We start from the raw sequence: 25,379 nt of genomic DNA, 5'->3' as shown, positions 1-25,379 counted from the left end.
AAAAAGGCGATGCGACGGTGAAGTGAATTCGTGCAGGTTTCAGAACGTGGAGTCGCCATGAGCAGAACCGAAAGCATTGCCGGTGTGGGGATTGGCTACAAGCCGGTCCATCTGGCGCCGCTCTTGGCGGAGCCTGCTACGGTCGACTTCATCGAGGTGCACGCAGAAAACTACATGGGTGCGGGTGGCTTGCCGCATCATGAATTGACTGAGTTGCGTTCGCGCCTGCCCTTATCGGTGCACGGTGTCGGTTTGAATCTGGCTGGCGAATCGCCGCTTGATGCGACGCACCTAGCGCGATTGGCCGCACTGGTTTCACGCTACCAGCCGGCCTTGGTGTCAGAACATCTGGCATGGTCGAGTCATGCCGGGCATTTCTTTGGCGATCTGCTGCCGCTGCCTTACCACGAGGTCAGCCTTGAGCGGATGTGTCGTCATGTCGATCAGGTCCAGAAAACCCTGAAGCGGCAATTGCTGCTCGAAAACCCCGTGCGTTATCTGCTGATGAAGGGCGATACCCTGACTGAGGTGGCGTTCTTGCGTGCGCTGGTTGAACGCACAGGCTGCGCGCTGCTGCTCGATCTCAATAATGTGGTGGTGTCATGCCATAACACCGGGATCATGCCATCACATTACCTGGCGGATTTTCCGTTGCCGGCGGTGGCGCAGATCCACTTGGCCGGGCACTCCAGCCAAACGCTGGATACGGGCAGCAATTTGTTGCTTGATGATCATGGCTCGGCCATATCGTCGGCAACCTGGACTTTGTATCGCCAGACCGTAAGGCGACTCGCGGTGCTGGGGCGAGCCGGGATTCCGACCTTGATTGAATGGGATCGAGAGCTGCCTGCGTGGCCTGTGCTACGTGCTGAAGTCGGCCGCGTCAGACACTATCAGCAACAGGCGCGCAAAGCGCTACGCACCGTCCGTGGCGCCGAAGCTGCTGTCGGAATTGAAGTCGAAGTTGAAGATGCAGTTGGAGTGACCGGAAATGACTGATCTCTCGCTGACATCCTCTGCGCGTGAACCGCTCAGCCAGCAGGCCGCATTCGCGCGCGCGCTGCTGGATCCGCTATTTCCCGTCGAGCAGCTCGCCGTGCGTACGCCGGCAATTGCCTCTGCAGACAACTCGCTGGCCCAGCGTTTTGCCGTGCACCGAAACAACGTGGTGGCAGGGCTGGTGAATGGGTTGCAAGACAGTTTTCCAGCGACCGTGCGCTTGTTGGGCGAGGAGTTTTTTCGCGCCGTTGCGACCGAATATGTTCGCGCGTTTCCGCCGCAATCGCCGGTGCTCAGTGAGTATGGCGGCACGCTGGCGAATTTTTTGCCGCAGCTGACCTCGCTGCAGACTTATCCGTATGTTGCCGATGTTGCCCAGCTCGAATGGCTGCGCCGACGGGCGTACCACAGTGCCGATCAATCGGTGCTGTCGTTGACTGCCATCCGCAAGATGCCGATACAGCAGCTGCTGTTCCAACGGTTTTCACTGCATCCCTCCGTCCACTGGCTGCGCTCGGATTATCCCGTCGTCAGTTTGTGGCGCAGTCAGATGGGTGAGGGGGTCGTTCCCGAGCCGGAGCATTGGCATGCTGAAACCGCACTGATCTGGCGGCCAGGTCATTCCGTGCAGGTTGCGGTGATCACTCCCACGCGGCTGACGCTGCTGGAACAACTTCAGTCAGGTGCGGTACTGGCTGACGCCATGGCCGCGATCGGCGCACCGATAGCGGTTGTCAGTCAGCATTTTTCGGCGCTGGCACAGGCCGGAGTGCTGTGTGCCGGAGACTTGCCTGTCGGCGCTGACAGTCCGCCATCGTTCCCAGACTTTTCCAACCCCACAATTCAGACGAGTTAGCCATGACGACAAGCCAAATTTCTACTGCAGGGGTTCTGCCCCGACTGCGCCATTTCCAGGCACGACTGCTCGGGCGACTCCACGCCTTTCCGGACGACCTGTTGCTGTTGCTGGCCCGGTTTTTTTCGGCGGCGATATTTTGGCAGTCAGGGCAAACCAAGATGGACGGTTGGCAGGTCAGCGAGAACGCGGTCTACCTGTTTCAGGAGGAGTACCGGTTGCCGGTGATTGACCCGTCGCTGGCGGCCCATCTGGCTGCCACCGCCGAACACCTCTTTCCGGTCTTGTTGGTGCTTGGCCTGTGCAGCCGGATGGCGGCAGCCGCCTTGCTTGCAATGACGCTGGTCATCGAGCTGTTTGTCTATCCGGATGGGTGGCCCACCCACGGCGTATGGGCGGTCTGTTTGCTGTTGGTACTGGTGAAAGGGGCGGGGCGCTGGTCGCTGGACCGACAGTTCTTGCAACCGGCCCGGCAGCTTGAATAGCTTGAACTATAGTTGAGCGCGTGGTCGCCACGAGGCGAGGGAGTCAACATCATGTTTGGCAGTCAGCACCGGGAACGCGCAGAGGCGTTGGCAAAAAACGTTCAGCAATTGCAGCAGCAGCTTGCGGAACAGAGTCAGCGCGCGGAAACCGCGCAGCAGGAGTTGGCTGCCCTGCGTAGCCAAATGGAGCAGGCGCAGAAAGAACATCAACAGACCCATCAGTTGCTGAGTCATTTGCACCAGATGGGCCATTCCATGACCGAGACGCAGACCAGCATGAGCATGCTGGCCACCGGCATGCGCGCCGAACAGGATCGCGCCAGTGAAGTCAGTTCGGTTTCGGCGGATTGCACTGATGAAATTTTGCAGATTGCCCGGCAACTCGGGATTCTTGCCACTGACTCGGCATCGGCGGCAGAACAAGTGGCGGGAGTCGATACCCAGGCCCAGCAAATCGGCAGCTTTGTCCAGCTCATCAAGGAAATTGCCGATCAAACCAATTTGCTCGCGCTGAATGCGGCGATTGAAGCAGCACGCGCCGGCGAACAAGGCCGCGGTTTTGCGGTCGTTGCCGATGAAGTGCGCAATCTGGCAAAGCGCACGATGAGTGCCACCTCGGAAATTTCATCGTTGGTCGCCACCATGCGCGACGTCAGTACCGCCAGCCGCGTGCAGATGGAAACGTTGGCGGGGCAGGCCAGCGAATTCAGTCAGAACGGCGAGTCTGCCGCCGCGACCATGTCACGCATCCTGGAACTGGCGCGGGTCGTTGAAAAAACAACGGCGGCTTCGTCACTGCGCGGCTTTTGTGAGGTTGCCAAAATCGACCACATGCTGTTCAAGCTGCGGGTCTATCGCATTTTGTTTGGTTTGTCGTCGGAGACGGCACGCGACTTTGTCGATCACCGGCAGTGCCGGCTCGGCAAATGGTATTACGAAGGTGAAGGCCACCAGCATGCGCATTTGCGCGGTTATCGCGAAATGGACCAGCCTCATCTGCAGCTGCACCAATGTGTGCAGGATGCTTTGAACAGCTATCAGCAAGGCAATGCTTCGGCGATGTTGAGCGCGGTTGCGGCCATGGAGTCGGCCGGTGAGAAAGTGTTGCAGGCGCTGGAAACCATGGCGGCGGCCGGTGATAGCAGTCATGGCAAACATTGAAGCCAGGCCTTTTGCTAGCAATGGAACCCTGTCAGTCATGAGGTGTTCACCATGACCGGATCGCTGCCTGTTATTCATTCCGATACAGCTGCTCACCCAAATACAGCTAAAGACTCCGATGTCGCTGTCATGCAACAGACGCTGAGTCAGTACCGTGAGGCGCTGCTGGCCAGCTTGCTGGTCAGTGCCTGGATGGTGGAGGCGCGTGATCCGTACACCGGCGGTCACCTCTGGCGGGTGGCTCGCCTGTCACATGCTTTGTCGATCGCTGCTGGTGATGCGCCCGCAGAAGCCAGTCGCATCAGCATTGCCGGGTTTTTGCACGACATCGGCAAAATCGGCATTCCCGATGCTGTTTTGCGCAAGCCAGACAAATTGACTGACGAAGAGTTTGCCATCATCAAAACGCATCCGCGGGTTGGCAATCGCATGTTGACCGGGCATCCGCTGGCGCCGCTGGTGGAATATGCCGTGCATTTCCATCACGAAATGCCAAACGGAAAGGGCTATCCGCAAGGTTTGCATGGCGACGCCATTCCGCGCGACGGCCGTTTGGTCGGTATCTGTGATGCTTTCGACGCCATGACCAGCACGCGCCCCTATCGGGTCGGTATGCCAATTGAAAAAGCCCTGGACATCATTGAACGCAATTTAGGGGAACAATTCGATCGAACGCTGGGCGAATTGTTTATTGCCATCGGTCGAGGCGGGCAGCTGCACCACATTGTCGGCCACACCGATGAAGGCATTCCGCTCGGCATGTGTCCGTCCTGTGGGCCGATTCTGGTGCAGCACCGCGATACCCATGCCGGTGATCACACGGCCTGTCCGGCCTGTGCCGGAGAGTTTGTCTGGCAGAAAAAAGGCAATGCGCTGGCGCCAGTCGCAACCGGTCGAAAGGCCGTTGTCATGGCCAATGAACAAGCACCGGACAATGCCGTCATTCACGCTCTGGTGCAGCAGTGGGCGGCCAGTCAATCAGCGTGATCAGGCGCAGCACCTCATTCAGCTGCGGTTCTTTGGCTGCAGCCTGAGCCCTTGCTGCGGACAGGCACGGCAGCAATAGACAGCAACTGACAGCAACAGGCAGCGTCCGAAGTAGCCGGTGACGGGACATCTGTACCGGTCCTTGGCCCCCTTGGCATTTCAGCAATTGAAATAGCCGTTTGCAAAACTCGATCATTCCGCTACCTGCGGCAACTCCTCAAAATGACCCCACGTTCTCCACCGGCCCATTCAGTAGGCGCGTTGGGAACAACCCCTACTTGAACTCATACTGGCTTACAGGATTCACCATCATGACCAAACCGACTCGCCCCATTTCGTTGTACCGCCACCCGCTGTCCGGACATTCCCATCGCGTTGAACTGATGCTGTCGCTGCTCCAGCTGCCGACCGAGCTGAAAGACGTGGACTTGATGAAGGGCGCGCACAAGCAAGCCGAGTTTCTCGCCATGAATCGCTTTGGCCAAGTGCCGGTGATCGATGATGCCGGCGTCGTGCTGGCCGATTCCAACGCCATTCTGGTGTACCTGGCTCGCCGTTATGGCAATGACAGCTGGTTGCCGCGTGATGCCATTGGCGAAGCGGGCGTTCAGCGCTGGCTGTCGGTCGCCGCGGGTCAAATCGCGTTTGGTCCGGCTGCGGCTCGCCTCATCACCGTATTTGGTGCCAAGTTGAATGCCGACGAAGTGATCGCCCGTGCTCACGCCGTATTGAAAGTCATGAACGACGAGCTCGCGCATCAGCCGTTCCTGATCGGAGCATCGCCGACCATCGCCGACGTTGCCGTCTATACCTATGTTGCGCATGCCCCGGAAGGCAATGTTGACTTGGCAGACTACGCCAATGTTCGGGCGTGGTTGCAACGGATCGAAGCGCTGCCGGGCTTTGTCGGCATGAAGAAAACGGCCGCAGGTTTGGCTGCGTAACCGGTGCCAGCAGGATCACCGCCGCCGGTGCGTCGCATCGGTGGCGGCGATGCTGTTGCCAAGGCTGTACGTACTGAAGTGACGCGAAAGCGACTTTGCGAAAATCCGTTCGGTTGACGGTATGAGGTAACACGATGAGCCACAGCTCTCCCTGGCATGCCGGTGAACGCGAGTTGCAGCAGCGAGTCGGTGTTGCCGATCGCATGGAAGTGTTTGGCCGCAAAGTCATTCGCGACTACATGCCGGATCAGCATCGGGATTTTTACCGCCAATTGCCGTTTCTGGTCGTGGCGGCTGTCGATCGGCAAGGTGACCCCTGGGTAACGTTGCTGGAGGCGGCGCCCGGTTTTGCTCACTCACCAGAGCCCCGGCAATTGCAGATTGATGCCATGCCAGGTCTTGGTGATCCGGTTCGCGATTGTCTGGCAACCGGTGACGCTATCGGCGTGCTCGGTATCGAGTTGCACAGTCGACGGCGCAATCGGGTCAATGGCCTGGTGTCGGCCCACACGGAACATGGTTTCCAGTTGGCCGTCGGCCATGCCTTTGGCAACTGTCCGCAGTATATTCAGCGTCGTCAGTTCCATTTTGCCCATGATCCATCGGCAGCCTATCGCGGCAATATTGAGTCGTTGACATCACTCGATAAAGACGCTCATGCGCTGATACAGCAAGCAGATACCTTTTTCATTGCCAGCTACGTCGATGTCAGCGCCGCAGGTGCTGATGCTTCGGTCGTACAACGACAAGTCGATGCTTCGCATCGTGGCGGCAAGCCGGGCTTTGTCCGCATCGATGGCGATGTTCTGACCATTCCGGATTTTGCCGGCAACCTGCATTTCAATACCCTGGGCAATCTGCAGAGCAATCCGCGGGCAGGGTTGGTGTTTGTGGATTTTCTGACCGGTGACATGCTGCAACTGACTGGCCGCACGGAACTGATTTTCGATGGCCCCGAAGTGACGAGCTTTCAAGGTGCCGAGCGGTTGTGGCGATTCCGGATTCAGCGCATCGTTCGCCGCCGCGCAGCGTTGGCACTGCGCTGGTCCACGCCGGAGTTTTCGCCCAATTCCCTGATGACTGGCTCGTGGGAAGAAGCGCAGGCCAGGCAGCAGGCATATGCCCTGCGGCACGACTGGCGACCCTACCGCGTAGCGAAGATTGTCAGCGAAAGTCAGAGCATCAAATCGTTTTACCTGGAACCGGATGATGGTGCCGGCTTGGCCGTGTTCGCTGCCGGTCAGCATTTGCCAGTGCGCTTGGTGCTCACGGCGGACAGCGCGCCGGTGATTCGCACCTACACGCTGTCGGCCGCGCCGTCTGACGGCTTTTATCGGATCAGTGTCAAGCAGGACGGGGCGTTCTCCCGCCATTTGCACGAGCAGATTCGGGTTGGCGATCGCATTGAGGCACGTGCGCCGCAGGGCGGTTTCACGGTGGTTGCGGACGAACGGCGGCCGTTGGTGTTGCTGGCCGGTGGTGTTGGCATTACTCCGTTGCTCGCCATGTTGCGCCACGTGGTCTATGAAGGCCTGCGTATCCGCAGGGTCCGAAAAACGTTTCTTTTCTATGCGGCACGCAGCATCGCTGAACGGGCATTCAATGACGAATTGCTGTCATTGATACAACAAGCTGGCGGCGCAGTGGAAGCCATTCGGGTGATCAGTGCGCCCGAGCCGACCGCGCAACCAGAAGTGGATTATGAAGTGCAGGGCCGCATTGACATCAGCTTGCTGAAGGCGGCGCTGCCGTTTGATGATTATGATTTTTATCTGTGTGGCCCCGGCGGCTTTACTCAGAGTCTGTACGACGGACTGCGTGCCATGCAGATTCCGGATTTGCGCATACACGCAGAGCAGTTCGGCCCTTCCACCTTGCAACGTAGCGCACCAGAAAACATCGCCGTGCCTGAACAACGTCAGCGGCCTGCTGCCGAAAAAGCCATGCCGGTGCTATTCGTCAATTCCGGCAAGGAGGCGCGCTGGCAACCGGGCGCTGGCAGTCTGCTCGAATTGGCGGAGTCACGTGGCTTGACGCCTGAGTTCAGTTGTCGAGGTGGCAGCTGCGGCACCTGCAAAACGCGCATTGTTGCGGGACAGGTGCATCACACCGTCACGCCGGGCGTGGAACTGGCGCCAGATGAAGCGCTGATTTGTTGCGCCGTGCCGGCCGCAATGGAAGAAGGGAGCTCAGCTACCGTGGTGCTTGAGATGTAGCTACCTTTTCAAATCTTGGCATGGTTGTTTGCTGCCAAACAAATACGCTGCGGCAACCGCTTCATTGCTGGCAACGCAGCGGCTGATTGTGCGGGCTTTCCGCCAGAATTGGCTCGATCTTTATTGCAGGTTCAGTAGCAACAATGATGTCTATTTCTACGTTTCCGCCGCCTCAGGCGCCGTCTACTCCGTCCACGCCGTTTAGCTCGCGTGAAGCGGCGCGGTCTCATCCTGAGCCAAGCGGCACGGCACTGTCGGTGCTGTTGTCACAATCCAGTGTTGCGGCGGAGCTGTTTGCGCGCTGGCAGCACAACCAATATGCCTGGGTGCTGCCCTTGGCGACGCGCCGCCGGTTGGCCGTTGCCTTGGCCGCATTTTATGGTTGCTCTCGCAGTGTGGCGGCGCACCGACTGCGTGCCAGTGCCTGTGGTTTGACGGGCGCCGAACTGGATGCCAACCAGCAGGGCAGCTCACAAGATGCGCGCGCCGAACGGGCATTGGAGTTTGCACTGGCCATCGCGGCCAGACGCGGCTGCGTCGAGCCCGCGCAATGGCAGCGCATACACAAGGCAGGTTTTGCCGAGGCAGAACTGATTGAAATCATCGCGCTGGTCGGTGCAAACCTGCTCGAACACTATCTGGGCGCATCACTGCATCCTGAAGCATCCCAGCTTCACCAAAAGTCACAACATCCCGGAATGCCATAACAACTCGGCCCGTGGCGGAGGCGAGATTCTGGTCGTGAAATCCTTGATGAATCGTGAGTGCCAGATTGGGCATTTCACCTTTCCCACCCCGCATTTCAAATTTAGCAACAGCGCAGTGCGATTTCTGGCTATTCCTGCATTTCTCTGACTCTTGGACAATGGCGTCCATCAAGCCGGCCCCCACAGTGGTCGACGCCTTCAGGAGTCTGAAATGGGTACGCGTACAGCAATGAAGTCAGAATCGGCCAGCTGGTGGCAGCGCATGACACTGGGCAGCGAATTTGAACTCAGCATCGCCGGCTTTGGCCTGATGGGCGAACCCGGCAGCGTTGCTGAGCGCTTGCAGCTGGCCGAGTTTCGCCCGCATCTTGATACGGATGTCGAAGCGAATGTCGATTCCAGTGTTGGCGTCGGTGAACCGCGTGGTTTGCTTCGGGCTACGCCTTTGCCATGTCAGCAATAGCCAACCAGCAATAACTGGCCAGTAATAAATGGCGAAGCGGACAAAAGTGGCCCTGCGTAGCGCAGCATTCGGTTGTCGCCAGCGCCGTGAAAAAGCAAACCGGCAGTTGTCATTCCGCCAATTTTCAAATGATTGACCCACACAAGACGAGCATTGCCATGACAGAAATCGCAATCAAGCCGCCATTGCCACCGTTCAATGAAGAAACCGCCGTGCAAAAGGCGCGCATGGCAGAAGATGCCTGGAACAGACAAGATCCGGAGCGGATTGCGCTGGCCTACAGTGAAGCCAGCGTCTGGCGTAACCGCAACGAGTTCCTGTCTGGACGCGCCGCCATCGTGGAATTTTTGAATCGGAAATGGCAGCGCGAGTTGGATTATCGCTTGATAAAGGAAGTGTGGGCATTTCGTGGCAACCGGATCGCAGCGCGGTTTGCTTACGAATGGCACGACCATGAAGGCCGTTGGTTTCGTTCGTACGGCAATGAAAACTGGTTGTTCGACGAGCAAGGTCTCATGGTGCAGCGGCACGCCAGCATCAATGATCTTGCCATTGCGGAGCACGAGCGGCTGTTTCACTGGCCGAGCGGCGTCAGGCCATCATCGCATCCGGGCTTGACTGAATTGGGGCTGTGAAGCCTGTAACGCAAAGCGACATTCAGTCATCTCAGTCTTCGAATGACCTGTCTTTGGTAGACCAGTCTTCGGTAGACCAGCATTCGATAAAACGGTCTTCGGCAGACCGGCTTTCGAGAAAGCAAACTTTCCAACCCATTTACCTATTCTGGAGAATGAAATGAGCAAAATTGACATGTACAGTTCGGGGCACTGCCCATACTGCAAGCAAGCCGAGCAGTTGCTGGCCCGGAAAGGCGTGAAAACGCTGAACAAAATCAGCATTGACGAAAATCCGGAGCAGAAGAACGCAATGATCGAACTGACCGGCCGCCGTACTGTGCCGCAGATATTTATCGGCGGTACCCATGTTGGCGGGTATGACGATTTGGTCAAGCTGGATCGGGCAGGGGGCTTGGATGCCTTGCTGGCCGACTGAACCGCTGCAGCAGCAGCTTTTATTTTCAGCTACTGCTGCGGCCCGTTGTGGTTAAGTGGGTAATGCCTGCGCCTGCCAATCTTTATCGTGACCAGCGCACGGCTACATGCCGGCGCTGATCGTCGTGGTGATAGCTGGCCTTGCCACCGAACGCCGATTCCAGCGCGTGACCGATGCGGTTGGCAAGGTGTACGCCGGTCGTGGTCACCTGCAAGCCGTCGCTGGACGGACTGATCCGCATCAGGCGCTCCAGCGGGTGCTGCGATTTTTCGGCTTGCTCAACGTGGTTGATCACATTGACGATGTCTTGGTGGTGACTCAGCACAAACGGCCCCGATAGTGTCAGCGTACCGGCCGGAGCATTGTCGGCTTTGCGTCGACAGGCCGGGCAACTGATTCGAGCAGCCGCATCGGCTTCAGCCAACTTCTGCCATGACCAGCGGCCGGCCTGATAGCTGGCACCGCAATCACCACAATACGCTGGCCCTTTATTGTGCATCGCTGCCCGATACGGGTCCTGCAGATCGGCCTTGAACAGTTTGTCCTTTTGACTCAGGTGCATTTTATCCATGCCGCTCTCCTTGATTGCGCTGGCGGTGCCGCAGGCCTGTTTGCCATGGCTGCCGGTCGAGCCGATTGATTGACGGCAATGTTGTGACAGCTTGGCGAACCATGCCGATTGACGCACATCAAGGTCCTGCGCGGGCACCACGCCATTTGGCCAAAGCGTTCCAAGCAAGCAGGTTTGATAGCGGTGTGGGTTATCAGAATTGCTATCGGTTGATTGAAGGGATTGCTGCGCAAATCAGGTAGTCATAGTAACTAGCTCAAAACAACCAGCTCAAAACGACTAGCTCAATCCGGCAATTGTCTTGCGGTGCCGGAAACCCGGATCGAACTACCCGGTGTCGCCGGAATGGCGGCGTGCAGCCGTGAGCGGGCGCCCATGTCTTCACCTTGCAGCAATTCAACGGCTCCGCCATGCGGCCAGCCGAGCTCACGCAGATAGCCGGCAAACGCGGCCGTCGCGGCGCCGGTAGCCGGGTCCTCATAAACACCGCCCGAGGCAAAGGCATTGCGGCTGTGAAAGTACTGAGCCGATTCTGCATACACCAACAAAATGGTGATCCAGCCGTGCGCATTCATCAGCTCGCGGCCCGCGTCCAGCGCGTAGCGCATGGCGGCCAAGCTGTCGCGGCGTTTCAGCGCCAGAACAAAGTGATCAGCACCGCCATGAATGACAGTGGGCGGTATGCGTAAATCCAGATCGTCCGCAGAATAACCAAACAGCTTGAGCACCTGCTCAGTCAGCTCGGGAGTTGCGGCGCGGCTATGGGTGCCCGGTGATTGCAAGGCCGCCGCAAAAAGCTCGCCTTGGCGCTCACCATCAACCGTGATCTCGCCCTGATTCAGCTGCAAACGAAAGCGGCCGCCGCCGTGTGCCAATGCCAGCGCTGCGCCCAAGGCAATGGTCGCGTGGCCACAAAACGGCACTTCCGATTCCGGCGAAAAATAACGGACCCGCCACGCACCATCCTGCGCCACAGCAAACACGGTCTCCGAAAAGCCCACCTGAGCCGCCAGCCGGCGCATCTCCTGTTCCGCCGGAAAACGGTCCGTAATCACAACGCCAGCGGGATTGCCGCCAACACCGCCATCGGAAAACGCAGCAAATTTCTGGATGTGCATATCAACCCTTCAAGGTTCGCTAACAGTGGTGAATCATGGCACTGGCCATCCGCTTCAACCAGCCACCCGGCCGTGGTTGCAGTGTTTCCGGATAGCGACCAATCCACCAGCTCAGCGGGTGCGGTCAGCTTTTATCACTTACCGATGGCGTATCGCCGGCAGTTTGAGCGGGAGATTCGGTGCCGCCTTGTTGTTTACGGCCGTCAGAGCCGCTCAACAATCCGCAATCTCGGGCAGCGACGGGCGGCGACCTGCTTGGCGTCATCACCACCACGTATTACTTGTCCCTCGTCCATCGCGATCAGCCGGGGCTTGGCTGCACCTTAGCAGCCCTCACCGCAAAAATCGTCCGACAACCTGCCTCGGTCCGTCAGCAGGTTGCCGCTAGTCAGAGCTTTCCTAAGGAGACTCTGATTTCGTCTCCGTTCGCCCTGAGCTTGTCGAAGGGTGAACAGAATTACGCTGAAATATCGGCTTTCTGTGGTTCGATGACCGCAGGAAATCCCCTTGCGGGACAAGCTCACCACGAACGGTAGCTGATGACTTGATCAGAGCTTCCCTAATTCAAACCTGTCTCTAACGTCTGCCTCGCCTACAAAACGCTACAACACCGGCCATTCACCGCGCACTCGCTTTTGTGTACATTCCCTGCAGTCGTTGCTCGGTTTGTCACACGCACCGCCCACTCACTATTGCCGTATCACGCCGTGGCGTCGGGTGATAACGCCGGTTTTTTTCACGTCACGATACTTTGTTTTTCCTTCGCCTGTTGTCCGTTGATTCGTGTGGTGGAATGGAAATTCGCCTCCCAAGTGGAGGCGCATATCAAGCCCTATTGCCGCGCAGACAGGAGAGGTTTATGCAATGGCCGGAAGGAACCAGCCCGCAGCTGGAAATTGAAACCAGCAGTCATAACGATGAGGGCTCGGCGGCCCGAGTGGTCACGTGGATCCCGTGGGACAGCGGCTTTCGTGGCTCGGGACTACGGGTAAGCGATTTGATTGTTGGCCACGGCGATCTGCGTTACGACGATGACGCGGTAAAAGCCAATAGCCGCATCGGTGATAGCGGGTTTTCGACATGGCTGGAGAAAAGTGGCCTGAAGCCAGATGACAGCTTCACCCTGCAGGTGCAGCGCGGAGACGACGTGGTGTCGATTCAAGGCCGGCTCGGCGGCTACCGCACCTACAAAAATGCCGACGGCCACCGGATGCTCAGTCAGAGCGGCCCGGTCAATCACGAAAAAGACGGTTTCGATTACGCGTGGGACTCTTGGTATCGCCAGTTTGTCGATCTGGCAAAAACCATTCTCGCCGGCTGGGACTACTTCACGGGCACCGTTACCAAGAACCAAGCGGAGCAAATGAAACCCTTTGCCGACCGCGTTGCCTACCTGGAGCAGCATTACCCTTCGGCGTTGGCAAAAGCCGTCCGTGATGACTTTGAAGCCATGAAAATCATGGTGGCTGGTGAAAAACGCGAGCTGAGCGCCGCCGATATCGCCTACCGCAGCCTGGGTGAAGCGCGAGCAAAAGAGGTTACCGCTGCGGCCGACCAGGCATTCGCCGCTTTTCTGGCGGAGCTCGATACCCAGCTGATGCAAAATCCGCCCGAGGCTCCCAATTCCTTTACCGAAGACACCCGACACCTCGTCGGTAAAATGGTGCGCCTGCCAGCAGTGGGCAAACGCGAACTGCTCTTTGAAACCAAACGCAACTGGTATTGGTCGGGTCGATACGGTGGCGGCTATCTGATCGACAAACAAAACCCTTCACTACAGCCTCTGTACGTCGCGACCGACGAGTACATCGAGAAAGTTGACCCAAACTTTCGTGACCCCAGCATCGAATTTGTTGGCATCGTGCAAGCGGAGCCCGCACTCGTTTGCGACGTTTACCGCAACGTCACTGTCTCAGGTGTCAGGCTGGAGCCCATTGCGGCACTGGTCGCCAACGCTGGCGCCAAAGAGAATCGATTCTTTGTCGATTTGCGCCCCGGCAAATCGACCGAGGCGTTCGCAGGTGAAGCCGCATTGGAGGCCGGCATCAAACGGCCAAAACTGGTCGATGAGGCGTCTCCTGCGCAAGTGCTGACAACCGCGTTTGAAGCCATGAAAGTGGGCGACATGGAGACCTGGCTTGCCTGCTATGCCAATTGGATGGTCCGCAGCTATTACGAGCGCGACCGCAGCTTTCTCTACGTCGACCACACCTGGGAAACTCTGAGCCGACAAAGCGCCGTCTCTGCCTGGGACCGCGCCCGGCAGCGCTTGATGGATGACGTATACGGCCTGGAAGTCGTGCGCGTGGGGCCGGTGCGTGTGGTTTACGACGCCGCCGCGCAACCGAGCGAGCACAAGTTGGTTACCGCATCGCCCCGGATTGTCGAATCGGTGCGCCCCTTGGTGAACCACATCGGCAAAATCGGCGATGAGTACCGCACCTTTTCCGGATTCATGTTGCATCGGCGCTGGGAGTTGCAGCGCTTGGACAATGGCCCGTGGCGCATCACTGTCACCCACGCGATATAACCACCGGCTGTTTTCTCAGGAGGAGATCTGCATGTCATACGATGCACGCAAAAAAGAAGTGCTGGAGGAGCTGGAAAAAGCCGGCTTTGAAGCGCCCGCCAAAGAAGCAATTCGCCGAGTGCTCGACAGCTACTTCAGCCAGCGCGAAGGCCGTCTGGAAAACCTGCTCGAGCTGCTGGAGCCGAATAACGACCCCTGCCATGGCAAATGGATCGACAAAGCCAAAGAATCTGCTGCCGCAGCACAAGATGCCTTGGGCCGGTCCGAACACGGCAAGTTATGGCTCGCCAAGATCAGCAATGAAGAGCACACCTTTTTTTTCAAACTGATGATCTCGCAAGTGCCGGTCAAACGCGATTTGATGGTCAAGCAGACCCTTGATCTCAACAAAGCCGAAAAGGAATTCGAGGAGAAATGGAAAGTCATCCTCAGCTCGGACCAAAGCATTGAAGAGCAGATTAAAAAAACCGCATTGGCCTATGAGGAGATCCTGAACTCCGCCGCCAAAGAGGCCGCTAAAGCGCAAATGGAGGCGCGTGAGGCACTGGCTGATAGAGTCAAACGCAGTGTCAGCGCAGTACTGCGCTTGGTGGACTTGGGGATGGTTGAGCAGATCATTAAAGGTGCGACGCGCTTGATTAGCAGCAAGCTGAGTGAGGCGGAAGCACGTAAACTGGAAATCCATGCGCTCATCAGCCGCGAAGAGGCCATTTTTGGCACCTTCAAAGAAGCCAGGGGCTTGGTAAAAGAGTTTCTGGAAGACACCAGCTACCCACAAGTCAAGGACGCCTGGGATAGCGCCGAAGATGCGGCCGAAGCCCTCGCTGGCGAAATGTTAACCAGCGGACAGAAAGACGATTGCAATGCCTATTGCTCCGCCATCAAGAATGAGCTCAGCAACGTCTTTCGCAAAGCAGAGGACGCCTATAAAGCCTTTGCCAAGAAGCACGAGTATCTGTTCTTTGGTCCGCTCGGCAGCGGATACTATCAAGAGCTATCCGAAGACGACTTCTGGAAAGAGCGCTCGAAAAACTGGCAAGAGTCGAAAAGCGACATTCACGAACTGCTTATCGAGCGCAACATTCTGGCCGGCGATGACAACGTGCTGGAGGTCAGCCTGACCGGACTCACCGACGAAGACAAAAAGCAAGTCCACGAGACCCTGAGGGATGCCCTGCAGGATTTGCTGCGCGCCTGGAATCAGTTCAAAGAAATGTCCAACGAGCCGGAATGGGCGCTGGATAGCCGCGAGCAGCTGAAAAGTATTCTGGATGCGTTCCGATAGGCCATTTGAGGTAGGCAGCTAATTCCGCGGATATCATGGCTGGGAAATACGCTGTCTCGCGGACGGCCTCTGGACTCGTTGGTCTATTCGATCCAGCCGGCCCTCACTGATAAGAGGGAGCTGGCCGGATCCTAACGGCAGCTTTCGGCCAAGAGTGGACGTTTAACGATTAACTAAGCGGCGTCGCGTAGCGACGTCCGGCGGAACGAAGTGCAGCGAACTTGAGTGTTTTGTTGGGCATGTGGTTCTCTACTTTTCTCAGCATATTAGCGCTAACACCTCGACGATATCGCCGGGCTCGATGGGGAAGCTCAAATTTTGTTCTGAACAAATCTGCACTTCTTTGCGAGTTACATGAATGTCAACCAGGACAAACTGCTCTTCATCAGGTTTTTCATAGTAACGAAAATATTGCGACGAATCGTCGGGATCAATGTGCAACCCTCGCAAATTACAAAAATTCGCGAGAACCTTACCTAAGGTTTCTCCGGTTACCAAAACACCTTCATTTTCGACCCGCCACCTAAATTGTCCTTTCTTTAGGAACGGATGCTCTTCAGGAACTGCTCTCTCGTTCGGTGGTGTTTTGTAATAAGAGAAGCGAGATTCTTGGTAGCCGTAAACTGTTACCACGAGAGTGCCCAACGTGAAGTAGACCCCATAAATGGGGTATTTTTTTTACACCAAAAAAGGTGCATAACACCTTTTCAACCGTTCTAATTCGCTGAATTATAACCAAGTTAGACCTGTTTATTCACCCAATACCCTAGGTTGAATTATGGGGTGAGTCTGGCAACAACGCCATCTACCGGTTGAACGATGTCATACCTGCCATTTGAATCAGTTTGAACGCAGCTCGCATCAGTTCTTCCAGCGTCCGCTTCGGGTCGAAATCCGTCAGTCACTGAGCCCCTGAGTAGCGTCCCCAAAACCTTGCCACCTAATTCGGCCTCCCTGTTGCCAGTGGTGCAGTTCATGCCCCGTCAAATTGGCAGAGCAGGGCAGTGCGGTTGGTGTTTACGCACGCGGGTGTGCCATAGCGATCCCCTTGGCGCCATAACAATCCGTAATGCTCAGCTATTTCAATGGCTTAATAGAATTCGGCAGAGTGGTTAGAAAGGTCGCCGAACGCATAAGAGCTTGAGTTGGCCACCCGCGTTTGGCGGCGGGGTATGCGCCATTGGTGTTCGCCGCGCTGCTTCAAAACGGACTTTTTTAGTGCAAAAGAGTATTCCACGGGCGTAACAAACCCGCACGGCCCTCGTCAAACTGCGGCCACGCTTGCCAGCGTGGGCCTCCGGTTGTCGATTCGACTTGCTCAGTGGATTGGAGCAGCAGGCTTGAAGCAGCGGGGTTGGATGACATTGTTCTCGCGGGCCGTTGTGCCCGCTCTCAGACAAAAGGAAGACGCATATGATCAACAAGACCAGTGCTGCAGCATTTGCCATCGCCGCTGCCGGCATGTTCGCCGTTGTTCCGGCCGTTCAGGCCAGCGACAAGGACATGGGCGTTCAGTGTTGGGGCGTCAATGCCTGCAAAGGCCACAATGACTGCAAGACCGACAAAAATGCCTGCAAAGGCCATGGTGAGTGCAAAGGCCAGGGTTGGGTCCAGGAAAAGTCGGAAAAAGACTGCACCGACAAGGGCGGCAAAGTCATGATGAAGAAAGAAGAAAAGAAAAACTGAGCCAGGTCATAACGAAAACGGGGTGAATTCAACACCCCGTTTTCGTTTGTCTGCGATTTGGGCGCTTTTGCCGGTGTTGCAGCCTGTTTGTAAACTCTGACTTGATCAGCACATTATTAATGTCTGGTGGAGCAGATTTTGGTAGAGCTGGTTTTGATAAAACAGGGATTGGCGGAGCAGGGTATGGCGGAATCGGTGCCTTTCTATGGTTACGGGCTGGGCCTGCGGCCACCGTATGTTGATGACATCCTGAATGGTGAGCACGCCATTGATTGGTTTGAAATCCTCACCGAAAACTATTTGGTGCCCGGCGGCAAACCCTTGGCAGTGTTGTCGCGGATACGGCAGCGCTATCCCGTCGCCATGCATGGCGTCTCATTGTCCATTGGTGGCAGCGCGCCGCTGAATACCGATTATTTGCAAAAACTGAAGGCCTTGGCCGACCGCATTGAGCCGATGTGGGTGTCGGACCATTTGTGCTGGACCGGGCATGGCGGCAGCAACACGCATGATCTGCTGCCCTTACCGTATACCAAGGCTGCGGCGCAGCACATCGCTGAGCGGATACAACACGTACAAGATGTCTTAGGCCGCCGCATTCTTATTGAAAATGTCTCCAGCTACGCAGCGTTTCAGCAGTCGGAGATGACCGAGTGGGAGTTTCTGAGCGAGGTAGTGACGGCAGCGGATTGCTGGTTGCTGTTCGACATCAACAATGTCTATGTCAGCAGCGTCAATCACCAATTTGATCCGCTGGATTTTATCCGTGGAGTGCCGGCAGCACGGGTCAAACAATTTCATTTGGCGGGCCACTCGGACTATGGCGACTATTTGATCGACACCCATGATCACGCCATTTGCGATCCGGTCTGGCAGTTGTATCGCGAAGCCTGGCGCACCTTTGGTCCGGTCAGTACCATGATTGAGCGTGACGACGAGTTTCCGCCGTTCGCCGACTTGATGGCCGAGCTGCAGATGGCCCGGGACATTGGTGAGTCATTGCGCCGGGAGGCAGCATGAGACTGGCCGAGCTGCAAGCGGCGTTTCAGGCGCATATGTTGAGTGGTAGCGATGCGATACTGCCGCATATTCAAAGCACGCCAACGCTCGACAATACCGCCCGCATGGCGATTTATCGCAATGCCTATTACGCCCGTTTGCGCCAGGTCTTGCAGGTGGATTTTCCGGCAGTGACGACCTGGCTGGCGGATGACGCGGCGCCGGTGTTTGAAGCCTATATTGCCCAACACCCATCACAATCGTTCACGCTGCGTTTTTTCGGCCAGTCGTTTGCCGAGTTTTTGACTCAACAAGAGGTTTGTCAACGGCAGCCATGGCTGCCGGATCTGGCGCGGTTTGAATGGGCGTTCTGCGATGCGTTTGATGCGCCGGATTACCCGCTGGTGGGTCTTGCCGACATGGCGCAAGTGCCGCCGGAGCAATGGCCGACGTTGCGCTTGGCCTGGCACCCGTCAGTGCAGTGCCTGGCCAGCCGGTTCAACATTGCCGCCTTGTGGCGCAAACCCAAGCTGGAAACTGGCGAGGCGATTTCCGAAACTATTCCCGAAACCATTCCCGAGACCATTTTCGAAGCAACTCCCGAGGCAATTCCTGACGCGGCGACACAGCCGTTGCCGACCGAGATTTGCTGCCTGATTTGGCGCGGCCATGATCTCAGCAGCCATTTTCGCAGCCTGGCGGCCGACGAAGCGCTGGCGCTGCAACTGATGAAACGCGGTGGCAATTTTGCCGAACTGTGTGAAGCCATCTTGCCGTTCCATGATGCCGAGACCGTGGCATTCCGTGCCGCCGCTTTGCTCAAGACCTGGTTGCAAGATGGTTTGCTGACTGAGCTGCAGGTGGGAAATTAAGCCGGGCTGCGCAAGACGCGATTCCATATTTTGTTGGCGTAGAGTGCGTCATGGCGCACCCTGCGACGCGATGCATGGAAGAAGTGGCGGATCATGAATCCCCCAACGTTCTGATTAAATTTTGAAACCAACAGGCTATCTCGGTCGGTACCAAAGCCTGGCGTCCCTGAGCGGCGTTTGCGGTGGCAGATTGCGATTTGGCAACTCAATCAGCCGTCGCTTGCTGAAGTTGGCGCGCTTGATGGCGGCGTTATTGTATTTGTGAAAGATGAGGTCAAAGCTGCCGTCCGCCAGCATGCGTTGCAAGCCGCGCTCGATGCGCTCGGCAAGTTTCGGGTCGGTCGGCGTGACAAAGAAATAAAAGGGGTAGGGGTAGTGCAGCAATATGCCCTGCTCGATCTCCAAGTTGGGTGTTTGCGACTGGCGAACATCAAATTCGGCAAACACTTCGTTGACGCCGCGTGAAAAATAATCAAAGCGGCCAAATGCCGTCATGGCAAACAATTCTTCGTATGGCGCCAGCTGGACCTTGAATCCGGCGGCTTGGTAAACGTCGATGTCACCCCAGCCGGGTCCCAGACCGAACTCGAATGGCAACAGATCCTGAGCTGTCTTGACTTGGTCAAACCGCGCCTGGCTGCCAGCCCGAATCAGGCCAATGCGATAGCCCAGCAAACCTTTTTCCAGCGGTATGCGTACCGGCAACAGCGTTTTTTCCTTTTCGATTGAGGTGGCGCTCCAGACCACGTTGATTAACGTCCCGGAACGCGCTTCAACCAGAAACCGGGCTTCGTTCATGTCCTGATCGGCCGGTTTCAGAACATACGGTCCGTAGTCTGTCGACGTGCGGTCCAGCGCCGTGCGCAGCAGCTCGATGTACTCGGCATACCGCGGGGCATCGCCGGGATAGATGACCAGCTTGGGATCAGCCAGCGCCGGCAACGGCAGCCACTGCAGCAGCAATGCGCAGCAGACTGGGATGAGGTATGGCGCGCATCGCGGCATCTGGGCTACCAGCTTTGGCACGTGAAAAGCGGCTTTTGCCAAGTCTAGGTCAGGAAAATCCTGCCCCGTGCGGCATCCATTAGATGGCGCATAATGTATATTATGTTAAATAACATATCCGGCAAGGCTCGGATTAGGCCGATTCCCCTGTCCACGGAAGTAATTTTGTACCAACATGCGAAGTAAATTTGTCCCAGCACCAGCGTTGTTACCCTCACCGACGCGCCGCATGTTTAATGAAAAATCCTCCACGAATTCATGCTCTTACATGCTGTAACACAACCTTAGCATGCTCCGAGCCCCGCGAAACCTAAGGTGACTGAGCCAAAAATGTTCACGAAGTAAATTTGTATCATTGCGAACGACCAGCGCCAAAGACTCATGAATTAGGCAAGCTCTGCTAATTGCACCTAATTGCCGAAGCTGTGGATGAAGATTCAAAAAATAATCAACTAGTCAGCTAGCCAGGCGCTCCCCGCCCGCAACAGCAGTGTTTGGGGCATCTCAAGATTCGGGTTGCTCGGGATTCAGGCGAAAACAGCGGTTTCCACGGTAACTATCGGCAATAATGACAGATGTCTAACACGTCATTGTCAGGCGTGTTCACCCTGATGTAGCGACGCAATCAGCGGACACTTGACCTGAGCCCCCGCGCTTCCACACTGATTGATCAAGGTCACCAATACCGAAGCCAGCCGCGTCAGATCGGCGAGTTTGCGCCGCACGTTATCAAGCTTGCGTTCGGCCAGCTGGCGAGCTTCCTCGCAGTGGGTACCTTCTTCCAGCCGCAGCAATTCGGCAACCTCGTCGAGACTGAAACCGAGCCGCTGCGCCGACTTGATAAAACGCACCCGCTCGACCTCGACTCCACTGTAGCGCCGAATGCCACGCACCGGCCTGTCCGGTTCGGGCAATAGTGCTTTGCGTTGATAGAAGCGGATGGTTTCGACACCAACCTCGGCGGCTTTCGCCAGCGCGCCGATGGTCAGGCTTTCTGTAGGCTCCCGCATGTGCTTGACTCCGTACTTGAGTACGGAGCTAAGGTTAACGCATTTCCGCAAACAAGAAAGAGCTGTTGATGCCGAAACATGGCCCCGGACGTGGCGCTTTAGCCGTTGGTGGCGTGGCTGCCATCCTGGCCTCCAGTTGCTGTCTGGGACCGCTGGTGCTGGTTACGCTCGGATTCAGCGGCGCCTGGATCGGCAACTTGGCAGTGTTGGAACCGTATCGACCCTATTTGCTGGCCGTTGCAGTGGTGGCGATGGCCTTCGCCTGGCGGCGCATTTTCAGACCAGCGACGACTTGCGCTCCCGGCGACATATGTGCCACACCACCGATGCGCGCTCGCTACCGGTTCCTATTCTGGGTTGTCGCACTGCTGGTAGTGATCGCCTTCGGTTACCCCTATCTCGCCCCACTTTTCTATTGAGCCCAGGAGTCTGTTCATGAAACGTTGGTTGATTGCCATCATGGCTCTCAGTTCGGCCGCAGCCGTGACGAACCCGGTCTATGCCGCCAGCCAAACCGTCACGCTGTCGGTACCAAGCATGACCTGTGTCACTTGCCCTATTACGGTCAAGAAAGCCCTCAACAAGGTGGACGGTGTGCTGACCGCTACGGTTAGCTGGGAGCCCAAGGAGGCGGTGGTGAAATATGACGACAGCAAAACCACTATCGAGGCGCTGATCAAAGCTACGGCCGACGTCGGTTACCCCTCAACGCTCAAAGCGCCACAGCAATGAATGCAGTCATCCTCGACTCAACACTGAGTTGTCCGCACTGCGGCCATACCAAGGCTGAGCGAATGCCGACCGATGCCTGCCAATGGTTTTACGAGTGCGAACACTGCCACACGGTGCTCAAACCCAAACCCGGCGACTGCTGCGTGTACTGCTCCTACGGCAGCGTGCCGTGTCCACCGGTGCAGCAGCATGGCAAGCATTGCTGCACATAGTGCAAATGCGTACTTATGATCTCAGCACTCAAAAAAAGGGCGCCAAGGCGCCCGTCTGAGTCCGAGGGAATGAGGAGATCGTTTCCCACGGCAAAACCGCGCTACTTCTTGTCCTCTGCAAGGGTCTTGATGAGAGTGCTCCGATACGTTCTGGATATAGAATCATTCCAGTAGCAGCCATAAGAGACTATGGACGCGATTGCTTCATTCAATAGACATTCGTGCACATAGGATGCCTCGTGGTTCGTCATTATTCGCACTCCTGCGAAATATTCAGTGACGACGTTTTAGCGATGCTCAGCGGACGCTTTCCTGAAATGCCACCATATAACCGCACTCAATACGGCGGCGAAGAAGCACCACACCGAGATCCAAGTGGTGGAATGAATGGCATACGCGGCCAAAGAGCTTGCCAATGCCATGGCGCCAAATGCCCTGATGAAGCGATGACTGGATAAGAGGCCGCTGACACAGGTTGCTATGAGATACAGTGTGACAACTTGCGCAAGATAGAAGTGTGGCGATTCATAAGCGATATGGCCACCCTGAACAATTGCTTTCACGGGAAAACGTACAATGATAGATAACAGATACAATCCAACCAGCCAGCCAACGAGCTGACAGAACCATAGTGCCTTTTTTCTCCAAGGCACAAGTTCAATCCTTCCCACGGCGAAAGGCACGAAGATAGGCCAGATGACGTGTGAAAACAGCGAATAGAAGAAAATCAACCAGGCACTGGCTAATGTTGTTGCCTGCTGCAGGTTAAGCCAAACTAATCCTTCCGAGACCTGTTGAAGCGAGAACAAAAACGGAATCATTGCCATCGGAAACTCGGCCGGTCGTTTCACTAGCCGAAGGGTGGCAATGCCAATGACCGAAAGTGCTACGCCGGCTGTGAAACTGGCGGTTGCGGAAAAACACATATTTGCTCCTTATTGCCGGTTCTTCTCTTCCCCACTACGAGCACCGATATCATCCAAGGTGTCGGCGGTGCGCCAAACGGTTGATTGCAACGCGTACCAGGCAGCTCCCAGTACAAGAAGTCCCGCGGCCATCCATAACGCCATGGCTGTGTTGCGATCGAACAGAACGCCGACAATACCAGCACCCAGAGCTTGGCCAAGACTGGTGACGGCGATCTGTTGCCCAAAGGCATGGCCCTGTCGGTTGCTTGCCACGAGCGAAATGGAGTACGCCAGTGACGGTACCGCCAAGCCAGTACCCAGAGCGATCAAGGAAACTAGGCTCACTTGCCAAGCGTACTGGGTCGCCTCCGGCAATAGGCCAATGCCCGCTGCGGCCAAAAATACGGATGGTATTGTCAATCCAGCGGCTCCAAATCGCTGTAGCAATGGCGCGAACAGAAAGAGTTGAGCGAGGATCATGATGATGCTGCACGCGACAAAAATCCCCGCCACCTGCTGTGAAGCGAGTTGCCATTTCTGCTGCGCCAGGACCGTGTAGCTCACCTCAAAACTGCCAAGTGCAAACATCAAGCTAAACGTGATCGCGAGCATCGTCGCCAATGATGGTGATGAATCTTTGGAGGGCGTCGGTTCTGTTGCAGCAGGTGATGCCGGGGTGTTTCGCCACCAGACCGCCACCACCAGACTCGTTGCAAAACCAATCAGTGCCACAACAATTATTGGCATGACATTGAAGCCGGTTGGCCACCATCCCTGGAGAAATGGTAGCAGCGGCGGATTCCATGTCCATGCGCTCGCTAAAGCTGGTCCGGCGAGGAATCCGAATGCATTGGCTGCATTGATCGTGGCAACAGCGCGTGCGCGCGAAACACTTGCACGGACTGTGACCACAGCAGCCAAGGTTGTCGGCAACACGGCTGCGGCGCAAAAGCCCGTAACGGCACGACTGGCATAAGCGCTTGCCAGGTTAGGAGATAATGCAAACCACAGCATGCCAATGCTGAAGCCACCAAGACCGAAAAGCAGCACCCGATAGTGCCCGGTGCGGTCAGACAGCTTTCCCCACATCGGCGCAAACAAAAACAAGGTAAAGGAATACAAGCCGGTTAGAATGCCGGTATGCCACGACACGGAAAATGCACCGCCATGTTCCGCCAAATGCTGTAGATAGAAGGGTACAACGGGAAGGATCACGCCGTACCCCAGCGTAACGGTGAATGTTGCCAGAAGCACAAGCGCGAGTGCTATTTTGGCTTCCGTGCGTTCTACTCCAAATAGCATGGCGGCTGTATCTCATGTTATCCCTGCTCGGGATTCCGTGTGGCAGTTGCAGCAATGGGAGCGCGGCGCTCGTTCGACATTAGAAGGCAGGGATCAATCCGCTCGCCAACCGATCCGATAGCGATGCAATGGAATGCAGCTGTCGATGCACTTCCGCCTCGATCTGACGCCTGCTCTTCTCATGAAGCTGGGGCGGACCGGCGATGTCAATGGCAATCAAACTGGGTTTTTCGACCGGCCGGCCGATGGTCGACAGGATCTGCACGGATACCGTACCGAAGGTCGGGTCCAGTTTGGCAAGGGCAGTGGCCAGCTCATTGGCGGCGGCGTTGTACAATTTGCCTACGTGAGCGACTGGATTTTTCCCGGCAACCGCTTCCAGTGACATGCTCCGGCATGGCGTGATCAAACCGTTCATGCGGTTGCCGCGACCGACTTGGCCATCATCGCCCTGTTCAGCGCTGAGTCCGGTGACGGTAAGGTAAATACCATTTTCGTTAGTTGCCATCGGGTCATCAAGCATGTTTAGCTGCAGTGTGCACGGGGCCGGAAGCGATGCGGCCAACGTGTCGACCATGGAGCGCTTCAGGGCGAAGTAGTGCGCTACGCTCTCAACCTCGCGATCAAGCATGGCTACCGCCAGCGTCAAGGTCAGCGCCTGTCCGATTCGATGCCCCATGATCTTGTAGTCGTCACCGGCCACCGGAAACTGAGTACGAAACGGCCTGGAGCGCAAACTATCGGCCAGTTGCAAGACTGTGCTTTCGAGTCTGGACAGGGGCGCGAACCCGACGCCAAACGATGTGTCATTGGCAAGCGCTACGGCTTTGCCGCGAGCGAAAATTTGTTGCAGGTTGGGGCTGCCACAGCGAACCGCTGATTCAATCTGAATCAATGAACTGTCACAGTGCAGATTGTGGTCAAGATACTCACGAGCCGCAGCGCCAACCAACACTGCCAGATCGAGTTCTGGTAACGCGGTGGCGCGACCACAAACAATCAATCGCATTGGTACGTCAATACACCCACCGCCAAATCGCGGCCGGCTCTGCCCGCCGATCAGTAGCGCCTTGTCGACATTGTAATGCTGGATGCGGCCATAGGCTTCGTGATAGGCGCGATTGAGGGCGAGCGATACGGCTTCGACCACGCCATCGCACAAGCTGTCGGGGTGGCCGATACCTTTGTGCTCGCACATTTCGCTGGTGCTTGATTCCGCTTCGGCCGGCCGCACACGGATGACGATACGAAGATCATCGCTCATGATCGATTCTCACG

General features: G+C 56.6%; 27 protein-coding genes. 19 read left to right on the top strand and 8 right to left on the bottom strand.

Annotated features, from left to right (window positions below):
- The first annotated feature begins 57 nt into the window (after nt 1–57).
- The 11 genes from bufB (HPT27_RS13295) (at nt 58) to grxC (ending at nt 9,871) form a co-directional block, all read left to right on the top strand.
- Complete coding sequence (gene bufB / locus HPT27_RS13295; protein ID WP_172244294.1) at nt 58–999, top strand: MNIO family bufferin maturase; 942 nt, start codon at nt 58–60, stop codon at nt 997–999.
- Nucleotides 992–1,855, top strand: a complete 864-nt coding sequence (locus HPT27_RS13290; RefSeq protein ID WP_172244292.1) for an HvfC/BufC N-terminal domain-containing protein — start codon at nt 992–994, stop codon at nt 1,853–1,855. The genes bufB (HPT27_RS13295) and HPT27_RS13290 overlap by 8 nt, the downstream gene beginning before the upstream one ends.
- Before the next feature lie 2 nt (nt 1,856–1,857).
- Nucleotides 1,858–2,340 carry a DoxX family protein gene (locus HPT27_RS13285; RefSeq protein ID WP_172244290.1) on the top strand — a complete coding sequence of 161 codons (483 nt, stop codon included), beginning with the start codon at nt 1,858–1,860 and terminating at the stop codon, nt 2,338–2,340.
- A 51-nt stretch (nt 2,341–2,391) separates the two neighbouring features.
- Entirely contained in the window at nt 2,392–3,501 is a 1,110-nt protein-coding gene (locus HPT27_RS13280; RefSeq protein WP_172244288.1) for a methyl-accepting chemotaxis protein, read from the top strand.
- Between the two features lie 129 nt (nt 3,502–3,630).
- Complete coding sequence (locus HPT27_RS13275) at nt 3,631–4,488, top strand: HD-GYP domain-containing protein (protein WP_172244285.1); 858 nt, start codon at nt 3,631–3,633, stop codon at nt 4,486–4,488.
- A gap of 311 nt (nt 4,489–4,799) precedes the next feature.
- Nucleotides 4,800–5,432, top strand: coding sequence for a glutathione S-transferase family protein (locus tag HPT27_RS13270; protein ID WP_172244282.1), 633 nt, complete (start codon nt 4,800–4,802; stop codon nt 5,430–5,432).
- Nucleotides 5,433–5,566: 134 nt separating this feature from the next.
- A complete protein-coding gene (locus HPT27_RS13265) occupies nt 5,567–7,648 on the top strand; it encodes a 2Fe-2S iron-sulfur cluster-binding protein (RefSeq protein ID WP_172244279.1) in 2,082 nt (693 codons plus the stop codon).
- 86 nt (nt 7,649–7,734) lie between these two features.
- Nucleotides 7,735–8,355, top strand: a complete 621-nt coding sequence (locus HPT27_RS13260) for a carboxymuconolactone decarboxylase family protein (RefSeq protein ID WP_172244276.1) — start codon at nt 7,735–7,737, stop codon at nt 8,353–8,355.
- Between the two features lie 211 nt (nt 8,356–8,566).
- Nucleotides 8,567–8,818 carry a hypothetical protein gene (locus tag HPT27_RS13255; protein WP_172244273.1) on the top strand — a complete coding sequence of 84 codons (252 nt, stop codon included), beginning with the start codon at nt 8,567–8,569 and terminating at the stop codon, nt 8,816–8,818.
- 158 nt (nt 8,819–8,976) lie between these two features.
- On the top strand, nt 8,977–9,453 hold the full coding sequence (locus HPT27_RS13250) for a nuclear transport factor 2 family protein (RefSeq protein ID WP_172244270.1): 477 nt from the start codon (nt 8,977–8,979) through the stop codon (nt 9,451–9,453).
- A 160-nt stretch (nt 9,454–9,613) separates the two neighbouring features.
- The gene (gene grxC / locus HPT27_RS13245) at nt 9,614–9,871 is read left to right on the top strand and encodes a glutaredoxin 3 (RefSeq protein WP_172244267.1); all 258 of its coding nucleotides are present in this window, start codon (nt 9,614–9,616) and stop codon (nt 9,869–9,871) included.
- An 82-nt stretch (nt 9,872–9,953) separates the two neighbouring features.
- Here grxC and HPT27_RS13240 read toward each other — a convergent pair whose 3' ends face one another.
- Both HPT27_RS13240 and HPT27_RS13235 read right to left on the bottom strand, forming a co-directional pair.
- A complete protein-coding gene (locus HPT27_RS13240; RefSeq protein ID WP_172244264.1) occupies nt 9,954–10,442 on the bottom strand; it encodes a BCAM0308 family protein in 489 nt (162 codons plus the stop codon).
- 284 nt (nt 10,443–10,726) lie between these two features.
- Nucleotides 10,727–11,560 carry a PhzF family phenazine biosynthesis protein gene (locus HPT27_RS13235; RefSeq protein ID WP_172244261.1) on the bottom strand — a complete coding sequence of 278 codons (834 nt, stop codon included), beginning with the start codon at nt 11,558–11,560 and terminating at the stop codon, nt 10,727–10,729.
- Nucleotides 11,561–12,419: 859 nt separating this feature from the next.
- Here HPT27_RS13235 and HPT27_RS13230 point away from each other — a divergent pair.
- On the top strand, nt 12,420–14,090 hold the full coding sequence (locus HPT27_RS13230) for a hypothetical protein (protein ID WP_172244258.1): 1,671 nt from the start codon (nt 12,420–12,422) through the stop codon (nt 14,088–14,090).
- Entirely contained in the window at nt 14,053–15,375 is a 1,323-nt protein-coding gene (locus HPT27_RS13225) for a hypothetical protein (protein ID WP_172244255.1), read from the top strand. The genes HPT27_RS13230 and HPT27_RS13225 overlap by 38 nt, the downstream gene beginning before the upstream one ends.
- A 258-nt stretch (nt 15,376–15,633) precedes the next feature.
- On the opposite strand, the gene HPT27_RS13220 is transcribed toward HPT27_RS13225, so the two are convergent.
- Nucleotides 15,634–16,008: a hypothetical protein gene (locus HPT27_RS13220; RefSeq protein WP_172244252.1), complete on the bottom strand. Its 375-nt coding sequence runs from the start codon at nt 16,006–16,008 to the stop codon at nt 15,634–15,636.
- Between the two features lie 780 nt (nt 16,009–16,788).
- Between HPT27_RS13220 and bufA2 the strand changes: the two genes are divergently transcribed.
- The 3 genes from bufA2 (at nt 16,789) to HPT27_RS13205 (ending at nt 18,932) form a co-directional block, all read left to right on the top strand.
- Nucleotides 16,789–17,061 carry a BufA2 family periplasmic bufferin-type metallophore gene (gene bufA2 / locus HPT27_RS13215; protein ID WP_172244249.1) on the top strand — a complete coding sequence of 91 codons (273 nt, stop codon included), beginning with the start codon at nt 16,789–16,791 and terminating at the stop codon, nt 17,059–17,061.
- A gap of 183 nt (nt 17,062–17,244) precedes the next feature.
- Nucleotides 17,245–18,081, top strand: a complete 837-nt coding sequence (gene bufB, locus HPT27_RS13210) for an MNIO family bufferin maturase (RefSeq protein ID WP_172244246.1) — start codon at nt 17,245–17,247, stop codon at nt 18,079–18,081.
- A complete protein-coding gene (locus HPT27_RS13205) occupies nt 18,078–18,932 on the top strand; it encodes an HvfC/BufC N-terminal domain-containing protein (RefSeq protein ID WP_172244243.1) in 855 nt (284 codons plus the stop codon). Before bufB (HPT27_RS13210) ends, HPT27_RS13205 begins: the two co-directional genes overlap by 4 nt.
- Before the next feature lie 135 nt (nt 18,933–19,067).
- Here HPT27_RS13205 and HPT27_RS13200 read toward each other — a convergent pair whose 3' ends face one another.
- Both HPT27_RS13200 and merR read right to left on the bottom strand, forming a co-directional pair.
- Nucleotides 19,068–19,937, bottom strand: coding sequence for a type 2 periplasmic-binding domain-containing protein (locus HPT27_RS13200; protein ID WP_172244240.1), 870 nt, complete (start codon nt 19,935–19,937; stop codon nt 19,068–19,070).
- A gap of 593 nt (nt 19,938–20,530) precedes the next feature.
- Complete coding sequence (merR, locus tag HPT27_RS13195) at nt 20,531–20,947, bottom strand: Hg(II)-responsive transcriptional regulator (RefSeq protein WP_172244237.1); 417 nt, start codon at nt 20,945–20,947, stop codon at nt 20,531–20,533.
- 68 nt (nt 20,948–21,015) lie between these two features.
- On the opposite strand from merR, the gene merT reads away from it, so the two are divergent.
- Genes merT through HPT27_RS19355 form a run of 3 tightly spaced genes read left to right on the top strand, consistent with a single transcriptional unit; the run spans nt 21,016 to nt 21,891 of the window.
- A complete protein-coding gene (merT, locus tag HPT27_RS13190) occupies nt 21,016–21,366 on the top strand; it encodes a mercuric ion transporter MerT (protein WP_172244234.1) in 351 nt (116 codons plus the stop codon).
- A gap of 16 nt (nt 21,367–21,382) precedes the next feature.
- Nucleotides 21,383–21,679, top strand: a complete 297-nt coding sequence (gene merP / locus HPT27_RS13185) for a mercury resistance system periplasmic binding protein MerP (RefSeq protein WP_172244231.1) — start codon at nt 21,383–21,385, stop codon at nt 21,677–21,679.
- The gene (locus HPT27_RS19355) at nt 21,676–21,891 is read left to right on the top strand and encodes a GDCCVxC domain-containing (seleno)protein (RefSeq protein ID WP_235950874.1); all 216 of its coding nucleotides are present in this window, start codon (nt 21,676–21,678) and stop codon (nt 21,889–21,891) included. The genes merP and HPT27_RS19355 overlap by 4 nt, the downstream gene beginning before the upstream one ends.
- 287 nt (nt 21,892–22,178) lie before the next feature.
- On the opposite strand, the gene HPT27_RS13180 is transcribed toward HPT27_RS19355, so the two are convergent.
- The 3 genes from HPT27_RS13180 to HPT27_RS13170 form a co-directional block, all read right to left on the bottom strand.
- The gene (locus HPT27_RS13180; RefSeq protein ID WP_172244228.1) at nt 22,179–22,817 is read right to left on the bottom strand and encodes a DUF6629 family protein; all 639 of its coding nucleotides are present in this window, start codon (nt 22,815–22,817) and stop codon (nt 22,179–22,181) included.
- A 9-nt stretch (nt 22,818–22,826) separates the two neighbouring features.
- Nucleotides 22,827–24,101 carry an MFS transporter gene (locus tag HPT27_RS13175; protein ID WP_172244226.1) on the bottom strand — a complete coding sequence of 425 codons (1,275 nt, stop codon included), beginning with the start codon at nt 24,099–24,101 and terminating at the stop codon, nt 22,827–22,829.
- Nucleotides 24,102–24,180: 79 nt separating this feature from the next.
- Complete coding sequence (locus tag HPT27_RS13170) at nt 24,181–25,365, bottom strand: methionine adenosyltransferase (RefSeq protein WP_172244224.1); 1,185 nt, start codon at nt 25,363–25,365, stop codon at nt 24,181–24,183.
- Nucleotides 25,366–25,379: the final 14 nt, after the last annotated feature.

Source organism: Permianibacter fluminis (assembly GCF_013179735.1).
GTDB lineage: Bacteria > Pseudomonadota > Gammaproteobacteria > Enterobacterales > Permianibacteraceae > Permianibacter > Permianibacter fluminis.
Note: the sequence above shows the minus strand (reverse complement) of the source record. Positions and strands in the feature narration are given on the sequence as shown.

Coding starts and splice junctions, on each gene's coding strand:
- HPT27_RS13270 (WP_172244282.1), top strand. CDS start 4,800: ATGACCAAACCGACTCGCCCCATTTCGTTGTACCGCCACCCGCTGTCC.
- HPT27_RS13170 (WP_172244224.1), bottom strand. CDS start 25,365: ATGAGCGATGATCTTCGTATCGTCATCCGTGTGCGGCCGGCCGAAGCG.
- HPT27_RS13255 (WP_172244273.1), top strand. CDS start 8,567: ATGGGTACGCGTACAGCAATGAAGTCAGAATCGGCCAGCTGGTGGCAG.
- bufB (WP_172244246.1), top strand. CDS start 17,245: ATGGCGGAATCGGTGCCTTTCTATGGTTACGGGCTGGGCCTGCGGCCA.
- bufB (WP_172244294.1), top strand. CDS start 58: ATGAGCAGAACCGAAAGCATTGCCGGTGTGGGGATTGGCTACAAGCCG.
- grxC (WP_172244267.1), top strand. CDS start 9,614: ATGAGCAAAATTGACATGTACAGTTCGGGGCACTGCCCATACTGCAAG.
- HPT27_RS13180 (WP_172244228.1), bottom strand. CDS start 22,817: ATGTGTTTTTCCGCAACCGCCAGTTTCACAGCCGGCGTAGCACTTTCG.
- bufA2 (WP_172244249.1), top strand. CDS start 16,789: ATGATCAACAAGACCAGTGCTGCAGCATTTGCCATCGCCGCTGCCGGC.
- HPT27_RS13235 (WP_172244261.1), bottom strand. CDS start 11,560: ATGCACATCCAGAAATTTGCTGCGTTTTCCGATGGCGGTGTTGGCGGC.
- HPT27_RS13250 (WP_172244270.1), top strand. CDS start 8,977: ATGACAGAAATCGCAATCAAGCCGCCATTGCCACCGTTCAATGAAGAA.
- HPT27_RS13200 (WP_172244240.1), bottom strand. CDS start 19,937: ATGCCGCGATGCGCGCCATACCTCATCCCAGTCTGCTGCGCATTGCTG.
- HPT27_RS19355 (WP_235950874.1), top strand. CDS start 21,676: ATGAATGCAGTCATCCTCGACTCAACACTGAGTTGTCCGCACTGCGGC.
- HPT27_RS13230 (WP_172244258.1), top strand. CDS start 12,420: ATGCAATGGCCGGAAGGAACCAGCCCGCAGCTGGAAATTGAAACCAGC.
- HPT27_RS13275 (WP_172244285.1), top strand. CDS start 3,631: ATGCAACAGACGCTGAGTCAGTACCGTGAGGCGCTGCTGGCCAGCTTG.
- HPT27_RS13265 (WP_172244279.1), top strand. CDS start 5,567: ATGAGCCACAGCTCTCCCTGGCATGCCGGTGAACGCGAGTTGCAGCAG.
- HPT27_RS13175 (WP_172244226.1), bottom strand. CDS start 24,101: ATGCTATTTGGAGTAGAACGCACGGAAGCCAAAATAGCACTCGCGCTT.
- merR (WP_172244237.1), bottom strand. CDS start 20,947: ATGCGGGAGCCTACAGAAAGCCTGACCATCGGCGCGCTGGCGAAAGCC.
- HPT27_RS13280 (WP_172244288.1), top strand. CDS start 2,392: ATGTTTGGCAGTCAGCACCGGGAACGCGCAGAGGCGTTGGCAAAAAAC.
- HPT27_RS13285 (WP_172244290.1), top strand. CDS start 1,858: ATGACGACAAGCCAAATTTCTACTGCAGGGGTTCTGCCCCGACTGCGC.
- merT (WP_172244234.1), top strand. CDS start 21,016: ATGCCGAAACATGGCCCCGGACGTGGCGCTTTAGCCGTTGGTGGCGTG.
- merP (WP_172244231.1), top strand. CDS start 21,383: ATGAAACGTTGGTTGATTGCCATCATGGCTCTCAGTTCGGCCGCAGCC.
- HPT27_RS13290 (WP_172244292.1), top strand. CDS start 992: ATGACTGATCTCTCGCTGACATCCTCTGCGCGTGAACCGCTCAGCCAG.
- HPT27_RS13240 (WP_172244264.1), bottom strand. CDS start 10,442: ATGGATAAAATGCACCTGAGTCAAAAGGACAAACTGTTCAAGGCCGAT.
- HPT27_RS13205 (WP_172244243.1), top strand. CDS start 18,078: ATGAGACTGGCCGAGCTGCAAGCGGCGTTTCAGGCGCATATGTTGAGT.
- HPT27_RS13225 (WP_172244255.1), top strand. CDS start 14,053: ATGGCCCGTGGCGCATCACTGTCACCCACGCGATATAACCACCGGCTG.